This window comes from Pseudomonas simiae (assembly GCF_900111895.1).
In the GTDB taxonomy this organism is placed as follows: domain Bacteria; phylum Pseudomonadota; class Gammaproteobacteria; order Pseudomonadales; family Pseudomonadaceae; genus Aquipseudomonas; species Aquipseudomonas simiae.
Map to the genome: position 1 here is coordinate 1 of NZ_FOKB01000015.1, position 22,739 is coordinate 22,739.

At 58.8% G+C, this 22,739-nt stretch carries 12 protein-coding genes and 1 pseudogene; 9 read left to right on the plus strand and 4 right to left on the minus strand.

The genetic code is table 11. The annotated features are described in order from the left end of the window. The 8 genes from BMZ57_RS27925 to BMZ57_RS29925 all read left to right on the plus strand — a co-directional run. Nucleotides 1–2,352: type VI secretion system Vgr family protein (locus BMZ57_RS27925; RefSeq protein ID WP_069673194.1), on the plus strand; the 2,352-nt coding region annotated here is incomplete at its 5' end. Beyond that, on the plus strand, nt 2,349–4,154 hold the full coding sequence (locus BMZ57_RS27930; protein WP_069673193.1) for an esterase/lipase family protein: 1,806 nt from the start codon (nt 2,349–2,351) through the stop codon (nt 4,152–4,154). The genes BMZ57_RS27925 and BMZ57_RS27930, both read left to right, overlap by 4 nt. After that, entirely contained in the window at nt 4,142–5,386 is a 1,245-nt protein-coding gene (locus BMZ57_RS27935; RefSeq protein WP_069673192.1) for a T6SS immunity protein Tli4 family protein, read from the plus strand. Before BMZ57_RS27930 ends, BMZ57_RS27935 begins: the two co-directional genes overlap by 13 nt. A gap of 88 nt (nt 5,387–5,474) precedes the next feature. Continuing rightward, nucleotides 5,475–9,086, plus strand: coding sequence for a type VI secretion system membrane subunit TssM (gene tssM, locus BMZ57_RS27940; protein WP_069673191.1), 3,612 nt, complete (start codon nt 5,475–5,477; stop codon nt 9,084–9,086). Between the two features lie 63 nt (nt 9,087–9,149). Continuing rightward, nucleotides 9,150–10,472 (plus strand): hypothetical protein, encoded by a 1,323-nt coding sequence (locus BMZ57_RS27945; protein ID WP_069673190.1) that lies wholly within the window; start codon nt 9,150–9,152, stop codon nt 10,470–10,472. A 183-nt stretch (nt 10,473–10,655) separates the two neighbouring features. Beyond that, nucleotides 10,656–11,333 (plus strand): vWA domain-containing protein, encoded by a 678-nt coding sequence (locus BMZ57_RS27950; RefSeq protein WP_069673189.1) that lies wholly within the window; start codon nt 10,656–10,658, stop codon nt 11,331–11,333. Further along, nucleotides 11,323–12,081 (plus strand): PP2C family serine/threonine-protein phosphatase, encoded by a 759-nt coding sequence (locus BMZ57_RS27955; RefSeq protein ID WP_437436599.1) that lies wholly within the window; start codon nt 11,323–11,325, stop codon nt 12,079–12,081. The genes BMZ57_RS27950 and BMZ57_RS27955 overlap by 11 nt, the downstream gene beginning before the upstream one ends. Next, a complete protein-coding gene (locus tag BMZ57_RS29925; protein WP_069673188.1) occupies nt 12,078–14,258 on the plus strand; it encodes a topoisomerase DNA-binding C4 zinc finger domain-containing protein in 2,181 nt (726 codons plus the stop codon). The genes BMZ57_RS27955 and BMZ57_RS29925 overlap by 4 nt, the downstream gene beginning before the upstream one ends. Nucleotides 14,259–14,521: 263 nt before the next feature. On the opposite strand, the gene pdxR is transcribed toward BMZ57_RS29925, so the two are convergent. Further along, the gene (gene pdxR, locus BMZ57_RS27965; protein WP_069673187.1) at nt 14,522–16,003 is read right to left on the minus strand and encodes a MocR-like pyridoxine biosynthesis transcription factor PdxR; all 1,482 of its coding nucleotides are present in this window, start codon (nt 16,001–16,003) and stop codon (nt 14,522–14,524) included. Between the two features lie 77 nt (nt 16,004–16,080). Here pdxR and BMZ57_RS27970 point away from each other — a divergent pair, with 77 nt between their 5' ends. After that, the gene (locus BMZ57_RS27970) at nt 16,081–17,742 is read left to right on the plus strand and encodes a M24 family metallopeptidase (RefSeq protein WP_069673186.1); all 1,662 of its coding nucleotides are present in this window, start codon (nt 16,081–16,083) and stop codon (nt 17,740–17,742) included. Nucleotides 17,743–17,785: 43 nt separating this feature from the next. Here BMZ57_RS27970 and BMZ57_RS27975 read toward each other — a convergent pair. From BMZ57_RS27975 to BMZ57_RS27985, 3 genes and pseudogenes are all read right to left on the minus strand, one after another. After that, nucleotides 17,786–19,488: pseudogene (locus tag BMZ57_RS27975) on the minus strand (dipeptidase). A 198-nt stretch (nt 19,489–19,686) separates the two neighbouring features. Next, nucleotides 19,687–21,426 carry a dipeptidase gene (locus BMZ57_RS27980; protein WP_069673185.1) on the minus strand — a complete coding sequence of 580 codons (1,740 nt, stop codon included), beginning with the start codon at nt 21,424–21,426 and terminating at the stop codon, nt 19,687–19,689. Between the two features lie 95 nt (nt 21,427–21,521). Further along, entirely contained in the window at nt 21,522–22,739 is a 1,218-nt protein-coding gene (locus tag BMZ57_RS27985; protein ID WP_069673184.1) for a phospholipase D-like domain-containing protein, read from the minus strand.

Here is a 22,739-nt window from a genome sequence, read left to right on the forward strand (position 1 = left end):
GTGTTCACCATTTGGCGAGACGACACCCCGGTGCGCTACGTCCACGGCCTGGTCAGCCTGTTCCAACAGGGCGACACCGGCTTTCGCCGCACCCGCTACACCGCCGTGGTCGAACCGACCCTGAAACGTTTCGACCTGCGCTCCAACTGGCGCATCTTCCAGGGCCAGACCGTACCCGACATCATCACCAGCGTACTGACCGAGCAGAAGCTGACCGACATCCGCAGCGAGATCTGCTTCGACCACCAACCCCGCGAGTACTGCGTACAAGCCGGCGAAACCGACCTCGATTTCCTCGCCCGCCTCGCCGCCGAAGAAGGCCTGCTCTACACCTTCGAACACCGCGCCGACGGCCACACCCTGGTCCTTACCGACCGCGTCGGCGGCCTGGGCACCATCGGCACCCACACCGATTGCCCGGTGATCTACCAACCGATGAGTGGCGGCGACGCGTTGGAGCCGGCCCTGAACCGCTTCCACTACACCGAACAGGTGCGCACCGCCGTGCAAGTGCAGCGCGACTACACCTTCACCCACCCGCGCTACAACCAGCAGCACACCGCCACCGGCGATCAGGACCTGAACAACCAGCACAAGGACTACGAACGCTACGACTACCCTGGCCGTTACAAGCGCGACATCGCCGGCAAGCCCTTCACCAAAACGCGCCTGGCCGCCCTGCGCAACGACGCCAAGCTAGCGCATCTGGAAGGCGACGACGAACGCCTGCAACCGGGATTGGCCTTCGACCTCAGCGAACATCCGCGCGAGGACTTCAACGACCGTTGGCGCACCATCGCCATCAAACACGAAGGCAAGCAGCACACCAGCCTGCAGGAAGAATCGTTCGGCAGCGGTCTCGGTACGTCTTATGAAATGAAGGCCAGCGCCATCCGTTGGACCTCGGACTGGAAAGCGCCACTGCGTGACAAACCCTGCATCGACGGCCCGCAGATCGCCACGGTGGTCGGCCCTCCCGGCGAGGAGATTTATTGCGATGAATGGGGCCGGGTCAAGGTGCAGTTTCCGTGGGATCGGTCGGACAAAAACAACGATCAAAGTTCGTGCTGGATTCGTGTGTCTCAGGGCTGGGCCGGGGCGACTTGGGGCGCCATGGCCGTGCCACGGGTGAATCAGGAACTGATCATCAGCTTCCTGGATGGCGACCCAGACCAACCCATTGCCACGGGGCGGGCCTACCGCCAAACCAATCTGCCGCCTTACGAGCTGCCCAAGCTCAACGCCGTAGCGACGACCAAAAGCCGCGAGTTCAAGGGCACACGCGCCAACGAGTTGCGCATTGACGACACCACTGCGCAAATCAGTGCTGCATTGATGAGCGATCACGAGCATAGCGCTCTGCATCTGGGTTTTCTCACCCACCCGCGCCATTACGGTGGTGGTCAACCGAGAGGGGAGGGGTTTGAGTTGCGCACTGATGGTCACGGCGCGCTGCGCGGGGCCAAAGGTTTGCTGCTGACCGCCGAGGCGCAATTGAAGGCCGGTGCCGGTCAATTGGAACGCCAACAGGTGATCGAGGTATTACACGCCGCTCTGACATTGGCCAAACAGCTGGGGGTATCTGCCGAAAACGTCCAAGCAATTGCCCAGGATTTTCAGCCACAACAGGCCCTGACGGGGGCAGTGAATGCGCTGGGCCATGGCGCCAATGATCAGGCCAAGAGTAACGGCGATGGTGCTCAGCCCATCATCGCGTTGAGTGGGCCAGCCGGGATCGCCGTCGCGTCGGCCCGCAGTATCGTCCTGGGCGCAGGCGAACACATCGACAGCGTGGCGCAACAGAACCAGCAATTTACCGCCGGTAAAAAAGTGGTGATCAATGCGGGCGACGAACTTGGCCTGTTCGCCCAGGGCGGCGACATGCGCCATATCGCCCACAACGGCCAACTGCTATTGCAGGCCCAGCACAACAGCATTCAGGTGCAGGCGGACCAAAGCGTGGAAATCAGCGCCAGCCAGCAACATGTGCTGGTGGCGGCTGACAAGCACATCACCCTGTTGTGCGGCGGGGCCTATATCAAGATGCAGGGCGGCAATATCGAACTGGGGATGCCCGGCAACTTTACGGTGAAGGCTGCGAACAAGTACTTCATTGACCCAAGCGATGCCGCAGCGGAACTCAATAGCTGGCCCAGCACCGCGTTCAACGAACGCTTTCAAACCTTCTTCACCGACGGCAACCCCATCCGCAACCGCGCCTATGCATTGCTTCGCAAGGATGGCGCACGTTTTGAAGGCCGCACCGATGCGCAAGGCTTCGTCACCCTGCAACAGGGCATGACGCTGGAAGGGCTTGTATTGGAATGGCTGGATAACGGAGAACCCGTATGACCGATAACCCCTCGGCGCCTCGTGTTGCGCCCATGACCTATAACGCTCGGGGTAATCCCGTGCATACCTGGACTATGACGCCCAGCAGCATTACCGACCCAGTGCACTGCATTTTGCCGCCGGATGGGATATTGCCGGTGATATTCGTGCCGGGGATCATGGGGTCGAATTTGAAGAGTAAGCCTGAGGAGCAGGAAGGCGAGGAGCCGGGGGAGGAGGGCGTACCTGTCTGGCGGCTGGATGCGGGCTTCATGGGCAAAAATATGTGGCTGGCCCTGAACTGGATCAACAAAAAAGCCGGTATACGACAAAAACTCCTGCACCCGGCCAGGGTGGAAGTCGACAACAAGGGCGCGGTGCCTGAACGCGCTGCCGGTACGGTCCTGGCACCGCCTGGGTTAGGCCGCAAAAAGACCCTTCAGGCCCTGAAAACACGCTATGAAGAACGTGGTTGGGGTGAGGTCAGTGAGACCAGCTATCACGCATTTCTGCTCTGGTTGGAGGAGGCGCTCAATAGCCAATTCCTGCCGCACCAATGGCCACAATTCGATATCCAGCCAGAGCACCTGCATACCGTTGCCGTCGAGCCGGGGCCGACTCACATCACCCGGTTAAAACCCGAAATGCCCATCGGTATGCCAGGGCTGGGTGCCAACCTGGCCAGCCAGTTGCCGTCGATTCTTTCGGATGAGTTGGTGGCGCGCGCCGGCTATCGAATGCCGGTGCATGCCTGTGGTTATAACTGGTTGGATTCCAACAAAGTCGCAGCGCAACGTTTGGCCGATCGCATCGACGAACTGATGCACCAATACGGTCGCAACTGTCAGCAGGTGATACTCGTCACTCATTCCATGGGCGGATTGGTGGCGCGTCGATGTGCGCAGTTGCCCGGTATGGCCGCCAAAATTGCCGGTGTTGTACATGGGGTGATGCCCGCCACTGGGGCACCGGTTGCTTATCGCCGTTGCAAGGTCGGCATGAGCGACGAAGATCCCATTGCCGGTGCAGTGATTGGCCCGACAGGCCAGGAAGTGACCGCCGTTTTCGCGCAAGCTCCCGGTGCCCTGCAATTGCTGCCCACCCAAAATTACGCTCCAGGTTGGCTGCGGCTGATTGACCACCAAGGCGTTTCGGCGATGCCGCGCCAACCCGTAAAGGATCCTTACGAAGAGATCTATTTATGCCGCGACCGTTGGTGGGGATTACTGCGTGAAGAATGGTTGGCGCCCAAGGATGGTGATGCGATTACTTGGGAAACCTATGCAGGCAACATAAACAGGGCACAAGCCTTTCATCGACGTATCAGCGGCTTCTACCACCCTCAAACTTATGTCTACTACGGCAACGATGACAAACATCGCAGCTTTGAATCCATCACTTGGCAAATGCAGCGTGGATCTCGCCTCAATGGTCCTCATGCCTCACGCCCCGATGCTTTCACCGTATCCAGCCTGCAGATGCATGAGGTGCGCGATGACGGGCGCAGCCCTGTGTATGTGGGCGGTCAAGCCGAACCCGTGCCGCCGCTGCGTGGCGATCCCGATGCGCCGATCAAAACCGTACAGACCAGTTACTGGGAATTGCATTGCCAAATGCAGGACGGCTCCGGCGACGGCACCGTCCCAGTAAGCTCGGGCAGCGCGCCGGTCAAACATGCGCGTAATGGTGAAGTTCGCCAGCAAATCAAGGCCCCCGGCTTCGATCATGAGGCCTCATATGCCAGCCCGGTAGCGCAGCATTTCACCCTCTATTCCCTTATCAAAATAACGGCGAAAGCCAAGAGGCCCCTATGCGTCAGCTGATTCTTTTTTTTACATGTCTGGTGCTGGGTTCTCTCACTGGCTGTGTCTCGTTCAAACAACCTAGCGAACAGGAGAAAAAAACTGTGCACGAATTGACAAGCAACATGCGCACCTGGGCGCTGGGCCGTGGGCTGATCGACCTGCCCGCCAACTGGTCGGGTGGCGGAGATGTGAAGCTTTATTACGGGCTGGGTGCCGATCATTCATCCGTTGAAGTGCGTGTATTGGGGGAGGGCGTGACGCAAGAGCGGTTTGATGCTGCGCTGGAGGAAAGGGCGCGTCGAATCGCGGCAATCAAAAACGATGAAATGAATGATATACCGATGCTGGTTTCAGCTTGGAGGGAGACACCGCAAAGGGCAACGTTTCAGTATTTCGAGAGCACTGAACTCCCGGATTGGTTCGTTCATGAGTTTCATCTGCTGATTGATGATGTCTATGTTTTGCTTCGTGCGGATTCACATAATGGGAATACTCAGCCCGTCGAAAACCGCTTGCTAAAGCTCTCCAAAGAAATCTTCAAGGTTACTGCACCGCAGAACGCAGGTGCGGGCTTCGCCTTGGGCCCCATCGTGATCAGAAGCCATCATGATCAGGAAATCGCCAGCTTCAACTTTCGTCCCCCAGCATCGGACGTAGCGCTGAACGTCTACATCAACGCGTTATCAGCGGATGATGAAGAGCGTTTGCATCTTCGTACCAAAAAAGACACGCACATATTTCTCGCTGGCGATTATGAAAATTTGCGGGCAGGAAAAATCACCCTGGCCGACATGCAAGCCGAAGAATCCCTGATCGGCTTCAGTGACGATACTCACCGTCAAATACTCTTCGTGAGCGAGAACTATCGCGACAATCCCTCACTGAGTCGTCCGGCAATGAGTTTTCGGTTGTCGGCAGGCGGAAAAAAACGCTCCGCCATTGATCCGAATAAACCCAAAGACCTCGTTCGCTGGACCCTCCCCAACTTCGCCAACAAAGGCTACGAACTACCGCTCTGGCAACGCCCGGACCGCCCTCCGCGAGCAGAACCCGTCAACCCCTCGCTCACCGACTACGAAGCCATGGCTGTGTGGGACGCGATCCTAAAGTCCGTGCGCATCCGCTACGGCGCGGTCGCGCCCAAGCCTGATCCCTGGTTCAACCCCCGCAGGCCTACCCCTGAAGAAGCGGCCGAAAATAAACGAATTCTTGATGAGTTCATCGCCAGTTTTGCGGAGCGCAAGCCATGACCATGGAAAGGGTGTTAGCGAGAGCAAAGGGGGTCATGTTCATCCTGTCGGTGGGCAACGAACTCTACAAATACGCTAGGAGCGATTCATGAAAACGGTCTGGGGTTACCTCAAAGGCTGGGGCCTGCCGGCACTGCGCCAATTCAACCAGGCGGTGCCCGTATTGGTGCTGCTGGGCGTAGTGTTTTTATTGATCGCCATCTGGTGGCTGGGCCCGCAATGGACTTGGCGTGAACATCAGCCGCTGAGTGAGTTGGCGATGCGCGTCTCGGCCAGTGTCGTGGTGCTGGTGGTGCCGCTGCTGATCTGGGCATGGCGGGTGCGTAATCGTTACCACCGGCTGCAGCTTGAACGCCAACATGAGGCGGCGGTGCAAGCCGACCCGTGCCTGCCCTATATCGAGGCACAGGAGCGAGCGCTGGACCGCAGCCTGGGCAACTTGCTGAACAACATGGAGCGCCGCCGTTCGCTCTATCAACTGCCGTGGTATCTGGTGCTGGGTGAGGAAAATGCCGGCAAGACCAGCCTGATCACGCGCTCCAACCAGAGCTTTGCCTTGTCCCATGTGACCAAGGCCGGGGTCAGGGCGCACCAGGAAGAGCAACTGGCCTATCCGGTGGATTGGTGGATCGGTGACGAGGCGGTGTTGATCGATCCGCCGGGTGAGTTCCTCAGTCACCCGGACTCACCCGCTGAAGCGATCGAGCAGCAGGGCAAGGTTAAACCGGTGTTACCCAAAGGCGCCCATGCGCGCCTTTGGTCGCACCTGCTCGATTGGCTGGCGCGCAACCGCAGCCGTCGTGCATTGAACGGCGTGGTGCTGGTGATCGATGTGCAGGCCTTATTGGCGCAACGTCCCGAACAACGCAAGGCCCACGCCAACCTGCTGCGTACCCGGCTGTTTGAGCTGACGCGGCAACTGGGCACGCGCTTGCCGGTGTACGTGACGCTGAGCAAGTTCGACCTGCTGGAAGGCTTCGAAGAGTTCTTCGCCCGGTTGTCGCGCAGTGGGCGCGAAGACCTGCTGGGCTTCACCTTCAGCCTGGACGCGGTGGATGATTTCGATGCCTGGCTGGCGGAGCTGACGCGCCAATACCAAACCTTTGTCGCCTGCCTGAGCGAACAGATTTTCGACGGCGTCAGGACGTCATCGGGGCTCACCGAACGCGATCGTTTACAGGCGCTGGTGCATCAGATGGCGGGCCTACGCCCGGCACTGTTTGGCTTCCTGGGCGAAATGCTCGGCAGTGACCGTTTCACCACCCCGGCGCTGGTGCGCGGGCTGTATTTCTCTTCGGTCTTGCAGCAAGGCACCCTGAGCAATGCCTTCGTCAAAGAAGCGGGGCAAGCCTATCAACTGCCGCCACCGCCTCCCGAGGTCAAACCGGCCGGTGGCACGGCGATCTACTTTGCCCAGCAACTGTTCCAGCGGGTGATCTACCCCGAAGCGGGCCTGGCGGGCGATAACATCAAGGTGGCCCGCAACAAGCGGCGGCTGCTAATCGCCGGGTTCAGTGTCGCGTCCTTGGGCGTTCTGGTGGTCATCGGAACCTGGCAGTTTTACTTCAACATCAACCGCGACAAGGCTGCCAACGTCTTGGCCAAGAGCCAGGAATTCAGTGGTCGAGACATCGACGCCAAGATGGATACCACCGGCCGTAACCTGCTGGTGCCGCTGGACCAGATCCGTGATGCGGTGCTGGTCTACGGCGACTACCGCGAGGCTTGGCCGTTGCTGTCGGATATGGGGCTGTATCAGGGGAGGGCGATTGGCCCCACCGTGGATGAGGCGTACCTGAATCTATTGTCCAAACGCTTCCTCCCGGCGATTGCCAGCGGTGTGTTGGATGCAATCAATACCGCGCCCGCGGGCAGCAATCAACAACTGGCGGCCTTGCGCGTCTATCGCATGCTCGAAGAGCGCCAAAATCGCCGCCCGGCCATCGTCGAAGAATGGGTCGCCAAGCAATGGCAGCGTGCCTATCCAGGCCAGGGCCAGCTGCAGGCCGATCTGATGGGGCACCTGGGCTACGCGCTGAAATACGCCGACGCCGACCTGCCGCACTACCGAGAGCGCATCACCCAGGTGCAACAGCAATTGCGCCAGTTGCCCATGGCCGAACGGGTCTACATGAGCCTGAAACAGGATGCTCTGGAGCGCCTGCATCGCCCGCTGGACCTGCGCAACGAGGTCGGCCCGGCGTTCGATATCGTCTACCGCCCGCTCAACACCGATCAAGAGGGCAGCGGCCTGCAGTTGCCGCCGCTACTCACCGCCAAGGGTTTCAAGGACTACTTCGAGCCCGGCACCGAGGGCATTATCGAACTGGCCATGATCGACCAGTGGGTGCTCGGCGAACGGCAACGCCTGGACTACTCCGACGAAGACCGCAAAGTGCTGACCCAACGGATTCGCGCCCTGTACAGCGCCGACTACGTTGACAGCTGGCGACGTGCACTGAATCAGTTTGCGGTCACCGACTTCGACGACCTCAGCCATGGCGTGGCGGTGCTGGAACAAGTCACCGGCCCGGCCGCCCCCCTGCGGCGCTTGCTGGAAACCCTGCGCGATAACAGCGTGATCTACCCGTCGGTGCCGTTGGCCGAAGGGCAAGTGCCGCTCACGCTGGACAAGGTATCGGATGGTCAACAACAAGCAGCAGGGATTCGCCGCGCGTTCTCCAGCCTGGCGGAACTGACCACTGCGCGAGGCGAGCAGCCATCCTATTACGAAGAAACCCTGCGTTCGGTCAGCGCCGTCTACGACTACGCCAAAGCCGTGCACGACAATCCCGATCCCGGCAAGGCGGCGCTGAAAACTGTACTCAATCGCTTCTCCCTGGGCGGTGCCGATCCCATCGCTAACCTGCAGCGTGTCGCCGTGGGCCTGCCCGAGCCACTGAACCAACAGGTCAAAAAACTCGCCGACCAGACCTCACAGGTACTGGTGATTGCCGCCTTGCGCGAGCTGGAAAAACGCTGGGACAGTGAAATCTACAGCTTCTACCGCGACCGCCTGGCAGGCCGTTATCCGTTCAAGGCCAGCGGCGAGGACGCCTCGCTGGAAGACTTCGAAGCCTTCTTTGGCCCGCAAGGGCGCCTGCAGCAGTTCCACGATCAATACCTGAACGTGTTCCTCAAAGACAACCTCGACGCCCTGTACTCCGACAGCCTCGGCGGCTACCTGGTGCGCAGCGACGTACTGGAACAGCTCAAGAAGGTCGAGCGTATCCGTGACACCTTCTTCAACCATCGCGGCCACCTGGCAGTACAACTCACCATCGAACCCCTGGCCCTCAGTGCCACCCGCCTGAGCAGCATGCTCAGCGTCGACGGCCAACTGATCCCCTACCAGCACGGCGCGCCGCAACGCACCGGATTGGTATGGCCCAACAGCCTGGGCAACACCAATGGCAGTCAACTGACGCTGGTGCACAGCACCGGAAATACCGCCAGCCTGAGCTATCGCGGGCCGTGGTCGTTGTTTCGGCTGCTCAGTCGCGGGCACCTCAATGGCCGCACCGACACCAGCGTGGACCTGACCTTTGCCGTTGCTGATGGGCTCATGCGTTATCGCATCGGCGCGGAGAAGGCCAACAACCCGATCACCCAGCGCAGCTTTGAAGGGTTTGTGCTGCCGAGGACGTTGCTGGAAGAGCGGCGGAGCAAAAAGACCTCCTTCGACGTTACGCAACGCTGAGCGGTACCGCGAAAAACAGCCAGTATTGAGATGAATTTACAGCGAGAGAAATAGGACTTTTACATGACAATCAGGCTACAAATGTTGACCGACGACCCTAAAGAAATTGAGTTGATCGAGCGTTATTGGGCCGTCGATGAGTTTGGTCAATACCTCGAAAAAGTTAGCGCCCTAGCGGGTCTCATTGAAATGTCTCAGGGCGTTACGCTGGCCAGTTTCGTACGGCAGCGTTGCAACGCGTTCGATGAAAATCAGGTCTGCCCCAGATGCGCAGAATTGATCGAAATAAAGAATCGCTCACAGGCTAAGAAGCTCCCCCAGCCATCCATCAAGCTCTGTACGTTGTGTCAGAAAGATCAGGATGACATTGCGCTGGAAGCTAAAAGGTCGAAAGCTGCGGAGCTTGAGCGGCAGTTGGCAGAATTCTGCCGCAATCAGTCAACCCGAACGGTGGACTACTCAGCGATTCCGGATGCTCATGTGCTGATGCTGTTGGCGTTAGACAGGGCCATTACGCCGAGACTGGCCAATGGCGGTTTCACAATAGGTGACTGCCGAGGACTCGCACCACTATATATCGGTGACTTTGTGCTGCAGTTGCGCGAGGCAGGGCTGGTCCTTGATGATCCCAGCAAGGCCAGGCCGGGTACCTACTATTGGGAGGGCGATGAGATTTGGATGGTGAGGGACCAAGTGGTTTACCGTTTGGCACCCGATGCTGAATCCAGAAGTGCAGACGAGGTTATCCGGAGTCTGTCGGATAGGGTGTACACAGACGCGGAAGGGATCTTCAATCTGTGGCTTGATTACTCAGCTGCTGATGTTATGCGCTATCTGGGTATCCAATGCGAACTCTATAACCATGAACTAACTCAACAAGAGCTGGAAGAAATTAAAAGTACCCTACGATCGGCACTGGAAACCTATAGCGTCTCGCAGCTCTGGTCGGTGGTCTGGAAGGTAGTCAGAGATGCCGCAAGTTTAGCTAATCGCGAGTACTACAATCGTCCAAAAGCGGCGGCGACCATTCCCGGGAAGATTCGGCGGAACCTGGAGAAGGTGCGGCGTGAGTCGATTGAACTCAAGTCATGGAGTCGCCCGGACCAGCATCCCGCCGGAACATTGGGCATGGTGCTGGGTGAAATTCTGGGTGTTGACGAAAATACCTCAGGGCACATGGTCTCTTCCCTTGTTACCTGGCTCACCGGGCAAGGGTGTTCACCTAGTGTCGGAGCAGAGCTTGACGAACCGATACGGGAATTGATGACCATAGCGTTGGCCCACGATGTCAGTTCCTCAGTGATGCTGCGGTTTGCGGAGTTGATTCGTGCCGGCCATGACGTTGGTTTTGCCATTGAGGAAATTGGTGAGACGCTTCGGTCGTAAAGGTGGCGGGGAAACTTCAGAGGAAGAGGATGCGGGTAGCAAGCCTGTCCATCACGGCGTCTGGGTGGGGTGGGAGAGACGCTGCTGCTGAAGGCTGTCCCTATCATTTTGTGCGTTCTGTGATCCGCAATGTTATCGTGCTATCACGTATGACAGCTTCGTCAGGGACTGAAAGGGGACAAGATGACCGATTTTGAGCAGCAACCTTTTGCGGACGCCGAGTTTGCAGAGAATCCGGAGCAACGATGCCCCTGCATACTGCTGTTGGACACGTCATCGTCCATGAATGGCGCGCCAATCCGCCAATTGAACGATGCGCTGCAATTCTTCAAAGAAGAGTTGTATGCCGATGCAATGGCAGCGAAGCGGGTAGAGTTGGCAGTGGTGACGTTTGGACCGGTCAACGTCCAAACCGAGTTCACGACCGTTGATGGTTATTTCCCTGAAATGTTAGAAGCCAGTGGTGTTACGCCAATGGGAGAGGCCGTTGAGCGTGCGTTGGATCTGTTGCGTGAACGCAAAGAGCGTTACCGATCCAACGGCGTCAAGTATTACCGGCCTTGGGTTTTCCTGATTACAGACGGTGCACCTACGGATAATTGGCAGGAAGCGCGCCGACGTGTTCATGAGGGCGAGGAACGAAAGGAGTTCATGTTCTACTCCGTCGGTGTTGAAGGTGCGGAGATGTCGACTCTCACTCAGTTGGGAACACGTCAACCTCTCAAGCTGAAAGGTCTGGCGTTTCGAGAGCTCTTCGCTTGGTTATCGAGCTCGCTGAGCGCCGTATCGCAATCGAGTCCGGGGGATGCGGTTCCTCTCGCCAATCCGACAGGGCCAACGGGGTGGGCAGTTGCAGAATAGACTGCATTGGCGCTGGGCCGCGGCATCGTGTATTGGCACGTCGCATCTACGAATGGGTACACGCAAGCAGGATGCGTTTAGCGTCATGCGCGTCCACCCAGATGCAATGTGTGCAATCGTTTCTGATGGGGCGGGCAGCGCCAGTCACGGTAGGCAGGGTGCCGCGTTAGTCTGTCGCACTCTGCTGGTCGATTTTCGTAACTGGTTTAAACAGCATGAGGTTTTACCAGGCGACGAAACGATCATGTGCTGGATTGACCAACTCCGCGATCATCTTTCTATGGTCGCGCAGAAGCGAGGCGTAACTCGGCGACAGTTTGCTGCCACACTGGTCATGCTGGTGGTGTTCAAAGATCAGGTTTTGGCCTTACAGATCGGCGATAGTGCACTCGTGGCGCGCAAGGCGGGTGTGTGGGAGGCCATTTGCTGGCCGGAGAATGGTGAGTTTGCTTCGACGACCTATTTCGTTACTGATGATCCTGAAGTTCGTCTGCACACCTATCGCTTCGATCGGGAGCACGACGCGTTCGCGCTTTTTTCAGATGGGCTTGAGTCCGTTGCGCTGGAGCAGGCTACGCAACAACCTTTTGCTCGCTTCTTCGACCCGATGATCAAACCGGTGGATCAAGCACGGGCGGATGGGCGCCTTGCCGAGTTATCAGAGGCACTCGCGCGTTATTTACAGAGCCCTTCGCTATGTGAACGCACAGATGATGACAAGACGCTCATTTTGGTGTCGTATCGATGAGTTCTACGCAGGTCAAGATCGGCGGTAAAACCGAGCGACTCGACAAGCAACTGGGCAAAGGTGGCGAAGGCGATGTGTACGCGCTGGTGGGGCGGGGAGATTGCGCGGTCAAGATCTACAAGTCCGAGTTGCGAGGTTCCCGCGAGAACAAAGTTCGAGCGATGATTGACGGGCGATTGGCTGAGGCAACAACCCTCGTCGCTTTTCCGGCCGAAGTGGTGACTGATGGCTCTGGCAACTTTCTCGGTTTTACCATGCGGCTGGTGGCGGGATACCGCGCGCTGCATGAGCTATACAGTCCAAAATCCCGCAAGATGCACTTTCCAAAGGCTGATTATCGCTTTCTGGTCCGCGTGGCTCAGAATGTCGCACGTGCTGTCGCCACAGTGCATCAGGCCGGATGCATCATCGGCGACCTCAATCACTCTGGGGTTCTGGTAGGTCCCGATGCGACGGTCGCATTGATTGATGCCGACAGTTTTCAGTTCAGTTTGAAAGGCCACGCTTATCCTTGTGTGGTAGGCACCGAAGACTTCACACCACCGGAGCTTCATGGAGGTAGTCTTGCAAAAGTCGTCCGCACTCAGGCTCACGACAATTTCGGCCTTGCGGTTGCTATTTTCCAGTTGATTGCGATGGGCAAGCACCCCTATGCCGGCCGTTATAACGGTCCGGATCTGTCTCTGGGTCAATCGATCGCACAGAATCGCTTTGCCTTTTCTATGGATCGACGGAACGATACACGTACCACGCCGCCGCCCGGCTCCGTGCTGCTCGCGGATTATCCTGGATCAATAGCGACGGCAATGGAAAGTGCGTTTGGTCTCTCACCATCGTCACGTCCGGACCCCGCTACTTGGGTCAGTTTGCTCCAAGGACTCGAGAGGGGATTGCGCCGCTGCGCAGACGTATCAACCCACTATTTTCCAGGCTCGGCAACTTCTTGTTTGTGGTGTCGGCTGGCGAGTCAGTCGGGGGTCGAAATGTTTCCCCAAGGTCTGGTTGTTGGCACTGTACCGTTGGCAGGGCCTTTCGATTTAGAACGCGTTTGGGCGGCTATTCGAGCACTGCATCTCCCTATTCCAGAGGAGGTTCTGCCGGTTTGGAGTGGCACTATCGCTGCCCCCAGCGTTGCTGTGACGCAAGCAAAGGGTAAGCGCCATGGTCCAGCGATCATGGGAGGCGTCGCTTTACTAATTGCAATTATTGGTTGTGTTTTCGCTCCAAGAGCAGCCCTGCTGTGGGGCGGTCTCGGCCTTTTCGGTTTAGTTCGGGTCTTTGCTACCAATAAAGTGGACTCAACGCCTTTCCGCAAAGCCTATCAAGATGCTGACGGTAAAGTGCGCTTGGCGTCTCAAGCTTATCTTCAAAGAATTGGTCTGCGAGAGATGCATATCTTGCATGCCGATTTGGAAGATGCAGTCATTCGATATCGGCAGGTCGAAACGGGTCTTGCTCAGGCGCTCAGTCAGCTGAAGTTGACACGCGAGGAGCGCCAGCGCGTAGTTTTCCTGGATCGATTTTTGATCCGACGGGCGTCCATACCTGGCATCGGAGCGGGGAAGACTGCCACGCTTGCTTCTTTTGGTATTGAGACGGCTGCGGACATCACAGCTTCAGCAGTTCGAGCGGTGCCAGGTTTCGGAGAGGCGCTGACAGCAAAGATGTTAGCTTGGCGTCAGGGACATGAGAGCAAATTCCGCTATAACGCCACACCCGATCCGTCCGATCTACAAGCAGAGCAGTCCACTCGTGCGACGTTCGCAACTAAACAAATAGAGCTCCAAAGAAAAATTCAGTCGGGATTGGCTGCTTTGCAAGCTGCTATACCACGCTGCCTTTCTGCCAAAAACGCACCAGATCAGGCGCTCTCGCATGCACTCCAAGCGCGTGCTATCGCGCAACATGATTGTGCTGCGTTGGGGATTAGCGTGCCTGCGCCAGCTGCAATCTCTATCGATGTTCCCAAAAGAACGCAGATACAGCCGAGCAGAGCCCAGCCAGCGCCGGTGACCTCTCGTTCGTCGGTGTCGACTACCACGCGTTCATCTGCAACGAACGCTTGCCCGAGCTGCGGCGCTTCCATGGTTCGTCGTACCGCACGTAAGGGGAAGCATGCGGGGCGTCAGTTCTGGGGGTGTTCCAAGTTTCCCGCATGTAAAGGCACGAGAAGCTAAGGCTTCACTAGCCGGTCAACTGCGCTTTGTCGCGTCTCCCGAAGTGGCGCAGGCGGTCAGAACGGCCAATGCAGTAAGCCGCGCGATTCACAGGCTTGTCATGCCCAAAGAAGTAGTCCATAACGCTGTCCATAGAAAGCGTTGTTGAACTTAAGAGTTCAATTTTTTCAAAGGGATAGGCGTTTAGTAAGAAGCTCGTTTCCCGCTCCATATTCAACAAAAACGCCGATCAGCAATGATCGGCGTTTTTGTTTGTGCGCGTTTTATCGTGCGTTCGCCGCTTTGGCCAAGCGCAACGTGGCCTCGCGGATTTCTTCCTGGTTCAGCGATGCGAAGCCCAGGCGCAGCGCATTTTCCGCCTGGTCCATCGGTGAGAACTGTCGGCCGCTGCGGACGACCAGCCCGTGGTCCAATGCGCTTGCTACCATCCGGTCGACGTTTATCTGAGCGTCGAACCGCACCCATAGCGCCAGCCCGCCTTCTGGCTCCCGTACACTGATCCGCTCGCCGAACGCCTCATGCAGGCACGTCTGCAAGGTTTCACGGCGGGCGCGGTATTCCTTCGACACCCGGCGCAGATGTTTCTTGAGTTCGCCGTCGTTGATCAGGTCTGCGAGCATGGTTTGCGCGACTGCATCGGCATCGCCCAGCATCAATGCGGCGTTGCTGTGCAGGGCGTCGACCACCTGCGCGGGAGCCACCACATAACTGCAGCGAAACGTCGAGCCGAGGGCCTTGGATAAGGAGCCGACATAGATCACATGGCGCTGGGCGCGATCGCTTGCCAGGGGCAAGTAGGGCCGCCCATTGAAGTGATACTCGTGGTCGTAATCTTCTTCGATGATGCAGAAGTCGTGCAGCGCCGCCAATGCCAGCAACTGTTGCCGCCGTGCTGCGTGCAGGCTCACGGTGGTGGGGAACTGGTGGTGCGGCGTGAGATAGATCATCCGTACCTGATGTTCGCGGCACAGGCGGTCGATCTGGTCCGTGCGACAGCCTTCTTCGTCGATGTCCACCGTGACCAGTTGCGCGCCCAGCTTGCGGAAGATTTCCCACGCCGGTGGGTAACTCAGGCGCTCCACCAGGACCACGTCGCCGGGTCTGAGCAACAGGCTGGCGGTCAGGTACAGCGACATCTGGGTGCCTTGGGTCAGGCAGATGTTTTCGGCGCTGACCGTCAACCCACGGTTGTTGCGCAGCATCTCGGCCAGGGCGCAGCGCAAATGGTAGCCGGTGCCCTCGCTGCCGTAGCGCAGGGTGTTGGACGCGAAGCTGTTGCGTAGGGCGTTGCGGTAATAGCGGTGCAACACGGCTTGGGGCAGCAAGCGGTGGTCGCTGGTGCCGTTATCGAAAAACAGCGCGTCATGCCGATGATTCAGCGCGGTCACCTGGGCGTTCTGGGTGAAATACGCAGCGGTGGTCTGCGCCAGGATGGGCGGAGCGAAGGACGCTTGCGCGCGACTCGGCAGTTGTTTTGACGTCAACTGCGCATTGACGAACGTTCCGCGCCGCGGCTCGCTGACCAGCCAACCCTTGGTCAAGGCCTCTTCGTAGGCCAGGATCACGGTCTTGCGGTTGACGTCGAGCAACTGCGCCATCTCCCGTGTGCCCGGTAGCAAGGTGCCGGGCGCCAATCGTCCTTCCACGATTGCGGCCACCAGGCCTTCGGCAATCTTGCGGTAGGACGCCTGCCTGGCAGTGTCGTCCAGCTTGAGCAGCGGGCGCCATTTTCGCATCTGGACCATCTGAAGTATCCAAAACTGGAGGTTTTAATGGGCCTAGTCTAACGCAACAATCAAGCCTCACTCACCCCGAGGTTGTTATGAATACACGCCATATCGTCGAACTGTCCCCCTCGGGGAAAACCTTTGAGGCCGGTGACGAACTGTTGCTGGATGCGATGCTCGCCAACGGTTTGTCGGTGCCGTTTTCCTGCCGACGCGGGGCCTGTGGCTCATGCAAGGTGGTGGTCGCAGAAGGGACATACCGGGCCAAATACCTGGCGCCGGATGCACCCGCGCCGTGTTATCCGTTGGCAGCCAATGAGATGCTGTTGTGCCAGAGCCACGCCTGCGGCGACATGCGCCTGGAAATCCCCGGATGGTCGCTGGACACGCCCGCGCGGGTGGTCGAGGCGCAGGTCGTGAGCAAGCGCGCACTGAGCCCCGACATCATTGAACTGGTGATGATGCCGGACAGGCCGCTGGTGGTGCGGGCGGGCCAGTACCTCAAGTTCTGCCTGGTCGATGGCGACTCGCGGTGCTTCTCGATCGCTAACCTGCCGGCCGGAGACGATGGGCGCCTGGTGTTTCAGATTCGTCAGGTAAGCGGTGGGCTGTTTTCCGAGACGCTCCTCAGCGACCTCGATGCCGGGGACCTGTTGCAATTGGAAGGGCCGTTTGGTGCCTGCACCTGGCAGGAAACGGATGACAGCCCTGTCGTCCTGTTCGCCACCGGCACCGGTTATGCGGGCATCAAGCCGATCCTGCTGACAGCGTTGGCGCGCAACGTCGAAGTCACGCTGTACTGGGGAGGGGCGCAACCTGCGGATTTTTATGACCGTGCATTCCTGGCTGACGCGAGCGCCGCGCACCCGGGTTTTTGCTGGCATCCGGTGCTGGCGTCGCAGGGTAGGGTGCAGGAGGTTGCGTTGAGTCACGGGCATGCCTGGGAGCAAGCGCAGGTGTACGCGTGCGGTAACGCCGCAATGATCCGCCAGGCCCGCGAGCAGTGTCTCGACGCGGGCTTGCCGGCGCACCGGTTTGTTGCCGAAGCCTTTGTGCCCAGTGGTTGCTCAGGCGCGCAAACGCCCTTGCCCGCGTTTGACCCGATCTGGGAAAAAGTCGGCCCCCGCTACTCGTTTGACGGCATGCTGGCGGCACGTGACCAATCCATCCGTGCCCTGGCGGCGATTGCGAGCCGCCTCAAGGTTGGCATGACCACCGGCGAAGCCCTCGACATGGCCGCCGAGCAGCTGCAGGCCATGGGCGCATCCCACACCTGGCATCCGACCTATATCCGCTTTGGCGACGACACGGTCCGGCCCCCCCGCGAAGGGATTGACCGTCAGCGCAGGCTGCGCGCCTCCGATATCGCCGTGGTCGACCTGGGCCCGGTGTGGGACGGCTATGAAGGCGATTATGGCGATACCTTTGTGTTCGGTGATTTGCCGTTGCACCTGGCATGCCGCGCGGCACTGCACGAGGTCTTCGACGAGACCCGCGAGGCCTGGTTGCGCGGCCTCACCGGGCGCGAACTCTATGACTTTGCCGAGCAAAGCGCGGTGTCAAAAGGCTGGAGGCTGGCGCGCAATCTCGCGGGGCATCGCCTTGCGGATTTTCCTCACGCATTGTTCGAGTGCAAGGACCTGGCCGATCTGGAGATCCCACCGAGCGAAATGGCCTGGGTGCTGGAAATCCAGCTGTGCCATCCCACGGAACCGGTCGGTGGTTTTTTCGAGGATATATTGATGCTGCAAGCGTGAAGAGCCCGCCTTTGCGGCGGGCTGCTTTACATCAGCGCTTGGCTCAGAGCTTCGGCAATTGGCCGATACGGCCCATCATTTCAGTCACGATCTGCAGGTCCAGCAGGAACTGGTCGACGGTCTTGAATTCGTAGTGGGTGTGGCCGGTGTACTTCACGTCGAGCCTTGCCAGGCCGAACTGCACGCCGTTGGGTAAATCATGTACCGAGGTGGAGCCGGCAGAGGAACCGAACTTGCGTTCCATGCCGAGGTTTTCGCTGGCAACGTCCAGTAAAGCCTTGACCCATTCTCCTTTAGGGTCGCGGTGCATCGGTTCGGTCATCAAGTAGTCCAGTCCCACGGAAATGCCGGTCTTCTGGCTCCAGATGCCCAACTTGTCGGCAATCTCGGCTTTGAGCTCGGCTAAGCGTTTTCCCTTCGGTATTCGCAGGTTGACGGTCAGGGTGAAGGTCTTTTCATCCATTCCGATAAAGGTCAATGCTGTGGTCAGCGGCCCCATGAACGCGTCGGAAAAGCCAATGCCCAGTTTGCCGCCCAGATAATCCAGTCCCCAGTTGTCGGCGGCGTAGCGCGCCGCGTCGGAAATATGGTTTTGCTTGAGCGCGATTTTCCCGTCCAGGCTGTGGATGAAGCTCAACATCCTGGCGACCGGGTTCACACCGAATGCGGGCTCTGATGAGTGCGCGGACACGCCGGTCACGGTCAGCCTGACCTTCTCGTCAACGACCTGGGTGGTCACGTTGAAGTTTCCGCCATTTTGCCTCACATAGTCGTTGCCCGCCGCTTGCAGGCTGGCAGCCAATTCAACGGGATGTTCACTCACAAGCAGGGCAACCGATGTCAGCGGGATCTGATTGGCGGCAAGGCCTCCGGTGAGGGAGAGGATTTCGGCGCCGTCACCGTGCCATAGCCTTTCTCGGCTATCACCACGGGGTAACCGCCATCCAGTGCCACGTTGTAGTGAGGCGTTGGGTTGCGCTCAAAGTAGTAGGCGATCGCGTTGCCGGCGATTTCCTCAGTGGTGTCGATCAGCAGCTTGAAGTTTCTGGCCAACGGCAACTGCTCTTCCTGGATGACTTTCATCGCGTAGAGCGCCACCACGATACCGTTCTTGTCATCCTCCGTACCCCGGCCATACAAGCGGTTACCGATTTGCGTGACCTTGAACGGGTCGAGTCGGGTGCCGTCTTCCAATACCCAGTTCTGCGGGTTGGCGGGCACTACGTCGACATGCGCGTGAATGCCCACGACTTCATCACCGGCACCGTTCAGGGATATCTCATAAACGCGATTGTCGATGTTGCGAAAGGCCAGGTTGAATGATTCTGCCAAGTGCTTGAGTGTGTTTGCGATCTTGATGAATTCGGGGTTGTCATGCTGGGCAACGCCCTCCACGCGAAAGGTCGGGATGGCCACCAGTTCGCGCAGGGTTTCAAGGGCGGCGTCGCCGTATTTCAATCGGGCGTATAGACCAAGCAGGCGATGAATCTGGTTTTGCTGCTCGGTGGATAGAGCCTTGCCGCCAAGGAAACCGCTGATTGCCGGGCCGAGGTCGCTGCCTATGGGGAGGTTGTCCATGCCCAGCCGCTCCAGGAACCCACGGAAGTCTGTGGGTGGTGTCTCGCTGAAGTGCGTGAGGATGGTGGTGCTTTGCTGCGGGGAGATAGCGGCCTGCGCGGGTGGGATAAGCAGAAAGAGGGAGGCGACCAGAGCGACGGCGAGCAGGTGCTTAAGTGATGCCTTCATTGTTGTGGCACTCCTATCTTCGTAGGCAGTTGAAAGTGCCTGCCGAAGCTAACACCGCGAAGCGGAGGTAGGGGTGTTCAAAACAGAATCAGGTATTTCCTACGCGCATCTTCCCCTGAAAAAAACGCCGCTCAGTCATGAGCGGCATTTTTGTTTGCATGCGCCAGAGTTGCCAGGGCGCTGGGGCCATCGCGTGGCTCAGAGCTTCGGCAGTTGGCCGATACGGCCCATCATTTCAGTCACGATCTGCAGGTCCAGCAGGAACTGGTCGACGGTCTTGAATTCGTTGTCGGTGTGCCCGGTGTACTTCACTTCCGGACGCGCCAGGCCGAATTGCACGCCGTTGGGCAGTTCATGCACGGAGGTCGCGCCGGCCGATGTGCCGAACGTGTGATCCATGCCCAGGTTTTCGCTGGCCACCGCCAACAGCGCTTTGACCCACTCACCTTCAGGGTTGCGGTACATCGGTTCGGCCACCGAGTAGGTGAAGTCCACTTTGACCTTGGTTTTCTTGTCCCAGGCGCTCAGCTTGTCGGCGATCTCGGCCTTGAGTTTTTCCGGCGACTTGCCCTTCGGCACGCGCAGGTTCACCGCCAGCTTGAAGGCTTTGTCATCCAGGCCGACAAAGGTCAGCGAAGTGGTCAGCGGGCCCATGAACTCATCGGAGAAGCCCACGCCCAGCTTGCCGCCCAAGTAGTCCAGGCCCCAGTTGTCGGATGCATAACGGGCGGCGTCAGTGATGTGGTTGTGCTTGAGGGCGATCTTGCCATCGACGCTGTGAATCAGCTCCAGCATGCGCGCCACTGGGTTGACCCCGGATTCCGGCTCGGACGAGTGCGCGGACACGCCGGTGACGGTCAGCTTGACGTCTTTGCCATCGACCTTGGTGGCCACTTCAAAATCACCACCGTTGCGCTTGGCGTATTCGGTGCCGGCCTTCTGCAGGCTGGCGGCCAATTCGGCAGGCTTGTCGCTGACGAACGTTGCCACCGAGGCCGACGGAATCTGGTTGGTGGCCATGCCGCCGGTCATCGCGATGATTTCCGCGCCTTTGCCTTCACCCTTGCGACGCGGGAAGGTAGCCATCACCGTGCCGTAGCCTTTCTCGGCAATCACCACCGGGTAGCCGCCGTCCAGCGCCAGGTTGTACTGCGGTGTCGGGTTCTTTTCGAAGTAATACGGAATCGCGTCGCCGGAAGTTTCTTCGGTGGTGTCCACCAGCAGCTTGAAATTGCGCGCCAGCGGCAGTTTTTCTTCCTTGATCACCTTCATGGCATACATCGCTACCACGATGCCGTTCTTGTCATCCTCGGTGCCACGTCCGTACATGCGGTCGCCGATCAGCGTGACCTTGAACGGATCGAGCTTGGTGCCGTCTTTCAGCACCCAATTTTCCGGCGTCACCGGCACCACATCGGCGTGGGCGTGGATGCCGACCACTTCGTCACCGCTGCCTTCCAGGGATATTTCGTACACACGGTTGTCGATGTTGCGAAAGTTCAGGTTAAAGGCCTTGGCCAGGTCCTGGATCTTGCCGGCAATCTTGATGAATTCCGGGTTCTTGTATTGCGGCAGACCGTCGACATTAAAGGTCGGGATTTCCACCAGCTCGCGCAGGGTTTCGGTGGCGGCCTTGCCGTATTTCACACGGGTGTAGATGCCGAGCAGGCGATTGATTTCGTTCTGCTGGTCGGCGCTCAGGGTTTTATTGTCGAGGAAGGCATTGATCGCCGGGCCCACGTCGCTGGTTTTGCCCATGTTGCCCTTGGCCAGTGTGCCGAGGAAACCGCGAAAATCGGTGACGGACGTTTCGCTGAAACTCTTGAGAATCGCCGTGCTCTGGTCTGGAGTGATGTTAGCGAACGCGGGGCTGGATAGGGCCGAGAGGCTCGCGGCGAACAGGGTGGCAGCCGCCAATTGCTTGAGTGGGAAGTGCATGGAGAGACGCATTCCTTTGCAGGTAGTGAGTGGGAAGTTTCTGATCAATCTGTCAGAAACATTTCCACACACTACCACTACTCAGGTGCCACTGGTCAATGCTGGCCAGGGTGGGGCTCGGGGTACTCCTCGGTCACGTTCAAGGCTCTAGCGTAGGGCCCATCCCACAATTGCGCATGCAATTCCCCGACACGCTTGGCCATCGCTTCGCTGCGCATCACCACTTCCAGGTTGCGCGAATTATCCAGATACCCGCCCAACCAGTTACTGGTGCCGATCCAGGCAACCTGGCCGTCGATCTCCATGGTCTTGCTGTGGATCACCCGCGCATACGGGATAAAGCCTTGCTTGGCTTGCGGCAGGGTGACGATCTTGACTTGGACGTTGGGCAACACCGACAGGCTTTTGAGGTAGGGCAGTTCCAGCGCGTCGGTGTTCCAGTTGGACACCATCAGCTCTATCGACACCCCACGTGCCGCTGCCGCGCGCACGGCGTTGTCGATCACCGCGTAGTACGGACGCGTCTTGTCGGGTCCGTAGGACAGCGGCGCGTAGTCCAACAGTTGCACGCGCACCTCGTGCTTCGCTTCGTTCAGCAGGCGTGGCAGTTCCAACTGTGAGTCGCCCACGCCCGGTGGGTTGTAGCGTTGCGGGCTGGCGACCAGGTAGTTGCCGGTGCGCGGTGGTGCATTGCGTGTGGCAGGCAGCGGCACCGGTTGGTTGTCGGTCAAGGCCTGCTGGGCTTTCCAGTCCTGCTCGAAGATCGCTTGCACCTGGCTTACCACGGTCGGGTCGGTGATGCGCAGCCCGGTTTCGTGGATGTGTTCCAGTGAGCGCCAATCGAAATTCTGGCTGCCCACGAAGGCCTGCTTGCCGTCCACTACCAAGTATTTGGCGTGGATGATGCCGCCGCTCACGCGCGCGTAGGGCAACACACGAAAGGTCAGGTTGGGGATCGCCCGCAAGCGTTCCAGAGTGGAGGCTTCCGACAACTTGATGCCTTTTTCTTCCAGCAGAAAGCGAATCTTCACACCGCGTTTACCGGCGGCTTCCAGGCGTTCAATCACGCGGTCCATCACCGAGCCCGGGTGATCGACGGCGTAGAATTGGCCGATATCGATGCTGCTTTTTGCACCGTCGAACAGTTCGCTCCATACCGGGCCCGGTTGACGCAAGTCGTCGGTGCCGAGGGCGGTGTCCACCGGCACGGTGTGCACCAGTTCAAACCCCGGAATCGAAAAGTCCGCCTGGACCAGCGGACTCATGAGCAAGCCTGCCAGGCCTGCAATGCGCAATTTCAAGGAAACGGACAT

What these genes read in the sequence shown, in the direction of transcription:
- BMZ57_RS27985 (WP_069673184.1), bottom strand. Translation starts at nt 22,739, where the DNA reads ATGTCCGTTTCCTTGAAATTGCGCATTGCAGGCCTGGCAGGCTTGCTC.
- BMZ57_RS27980 (WP_069673185.1), bottom strand. Translation starts at nt 21,426, where the DNA reads ATGCACTTCCCACTCAAGCAATTGGCGGCTGCCACCCTGTTCGCCGCG.
- BMZ57_RS27945 (WP_069673190.1), top strand. Translation starts at nt 9,150, where the DNA reads ATGACAATCAGGCTACAAATGTTGACCGACGACCCTAAAGAAATTGAG.
- BMZ57_RS27970 (WP_069673186.1), top strand. Translation starts at nt 16,081, where the DNA reads ATGAATACACGCCATATCGTCGAACTGTCCCCCTCGGGGAAAACCTTT.
- tssM (WP_069673191.1), top strand. Translation starts at nt 5,475, where the DNA reads ATGAAAACGGTCTGGGGTTACCTCAAAGGCTGGGGCCTGCCGGCACTG.
- BMZ57_RS27930 (WP_069673193.1), top strand. Translation starts at nt 2,349, where the DNA reads ATGACCGATAACCCCTCGGCGCCTCGTGTTGCGCCCATGACCTATAAC.
- pdxR (WP_069673187.1), bottom strand. Translation starts at nt 16,003, where the DNA reads ATGGTCCAGATGCGAAAATGGCGCCCGCTGCTCAAGCTGGACGACACT.
- BMZ57_RS27950 (WP_069673189.1), top strand. Translation starts at nt 10,656, where the DNA reads ATGACCGATTTTGAGCAGCAACCTTTTGCGGACGCCGAGTTTGCAGAG.
- BMZ57_RS27935 (WP_069673192.1), top strand. Translation starts at nt 4,142, where the DNA reads ATGCGTCAGCTGATTCTTTTTTTTACATGTCTGGTGCTGGGTTCTCTC.
- BMZ57_RS29925 (WP_069673188.1), top strand. Translation starts at nt 12,078, where the DNA reads ATGAGTTCTACGCAGGTCAAGATCGGCGGTAAAACCGAGCGACTCGAC.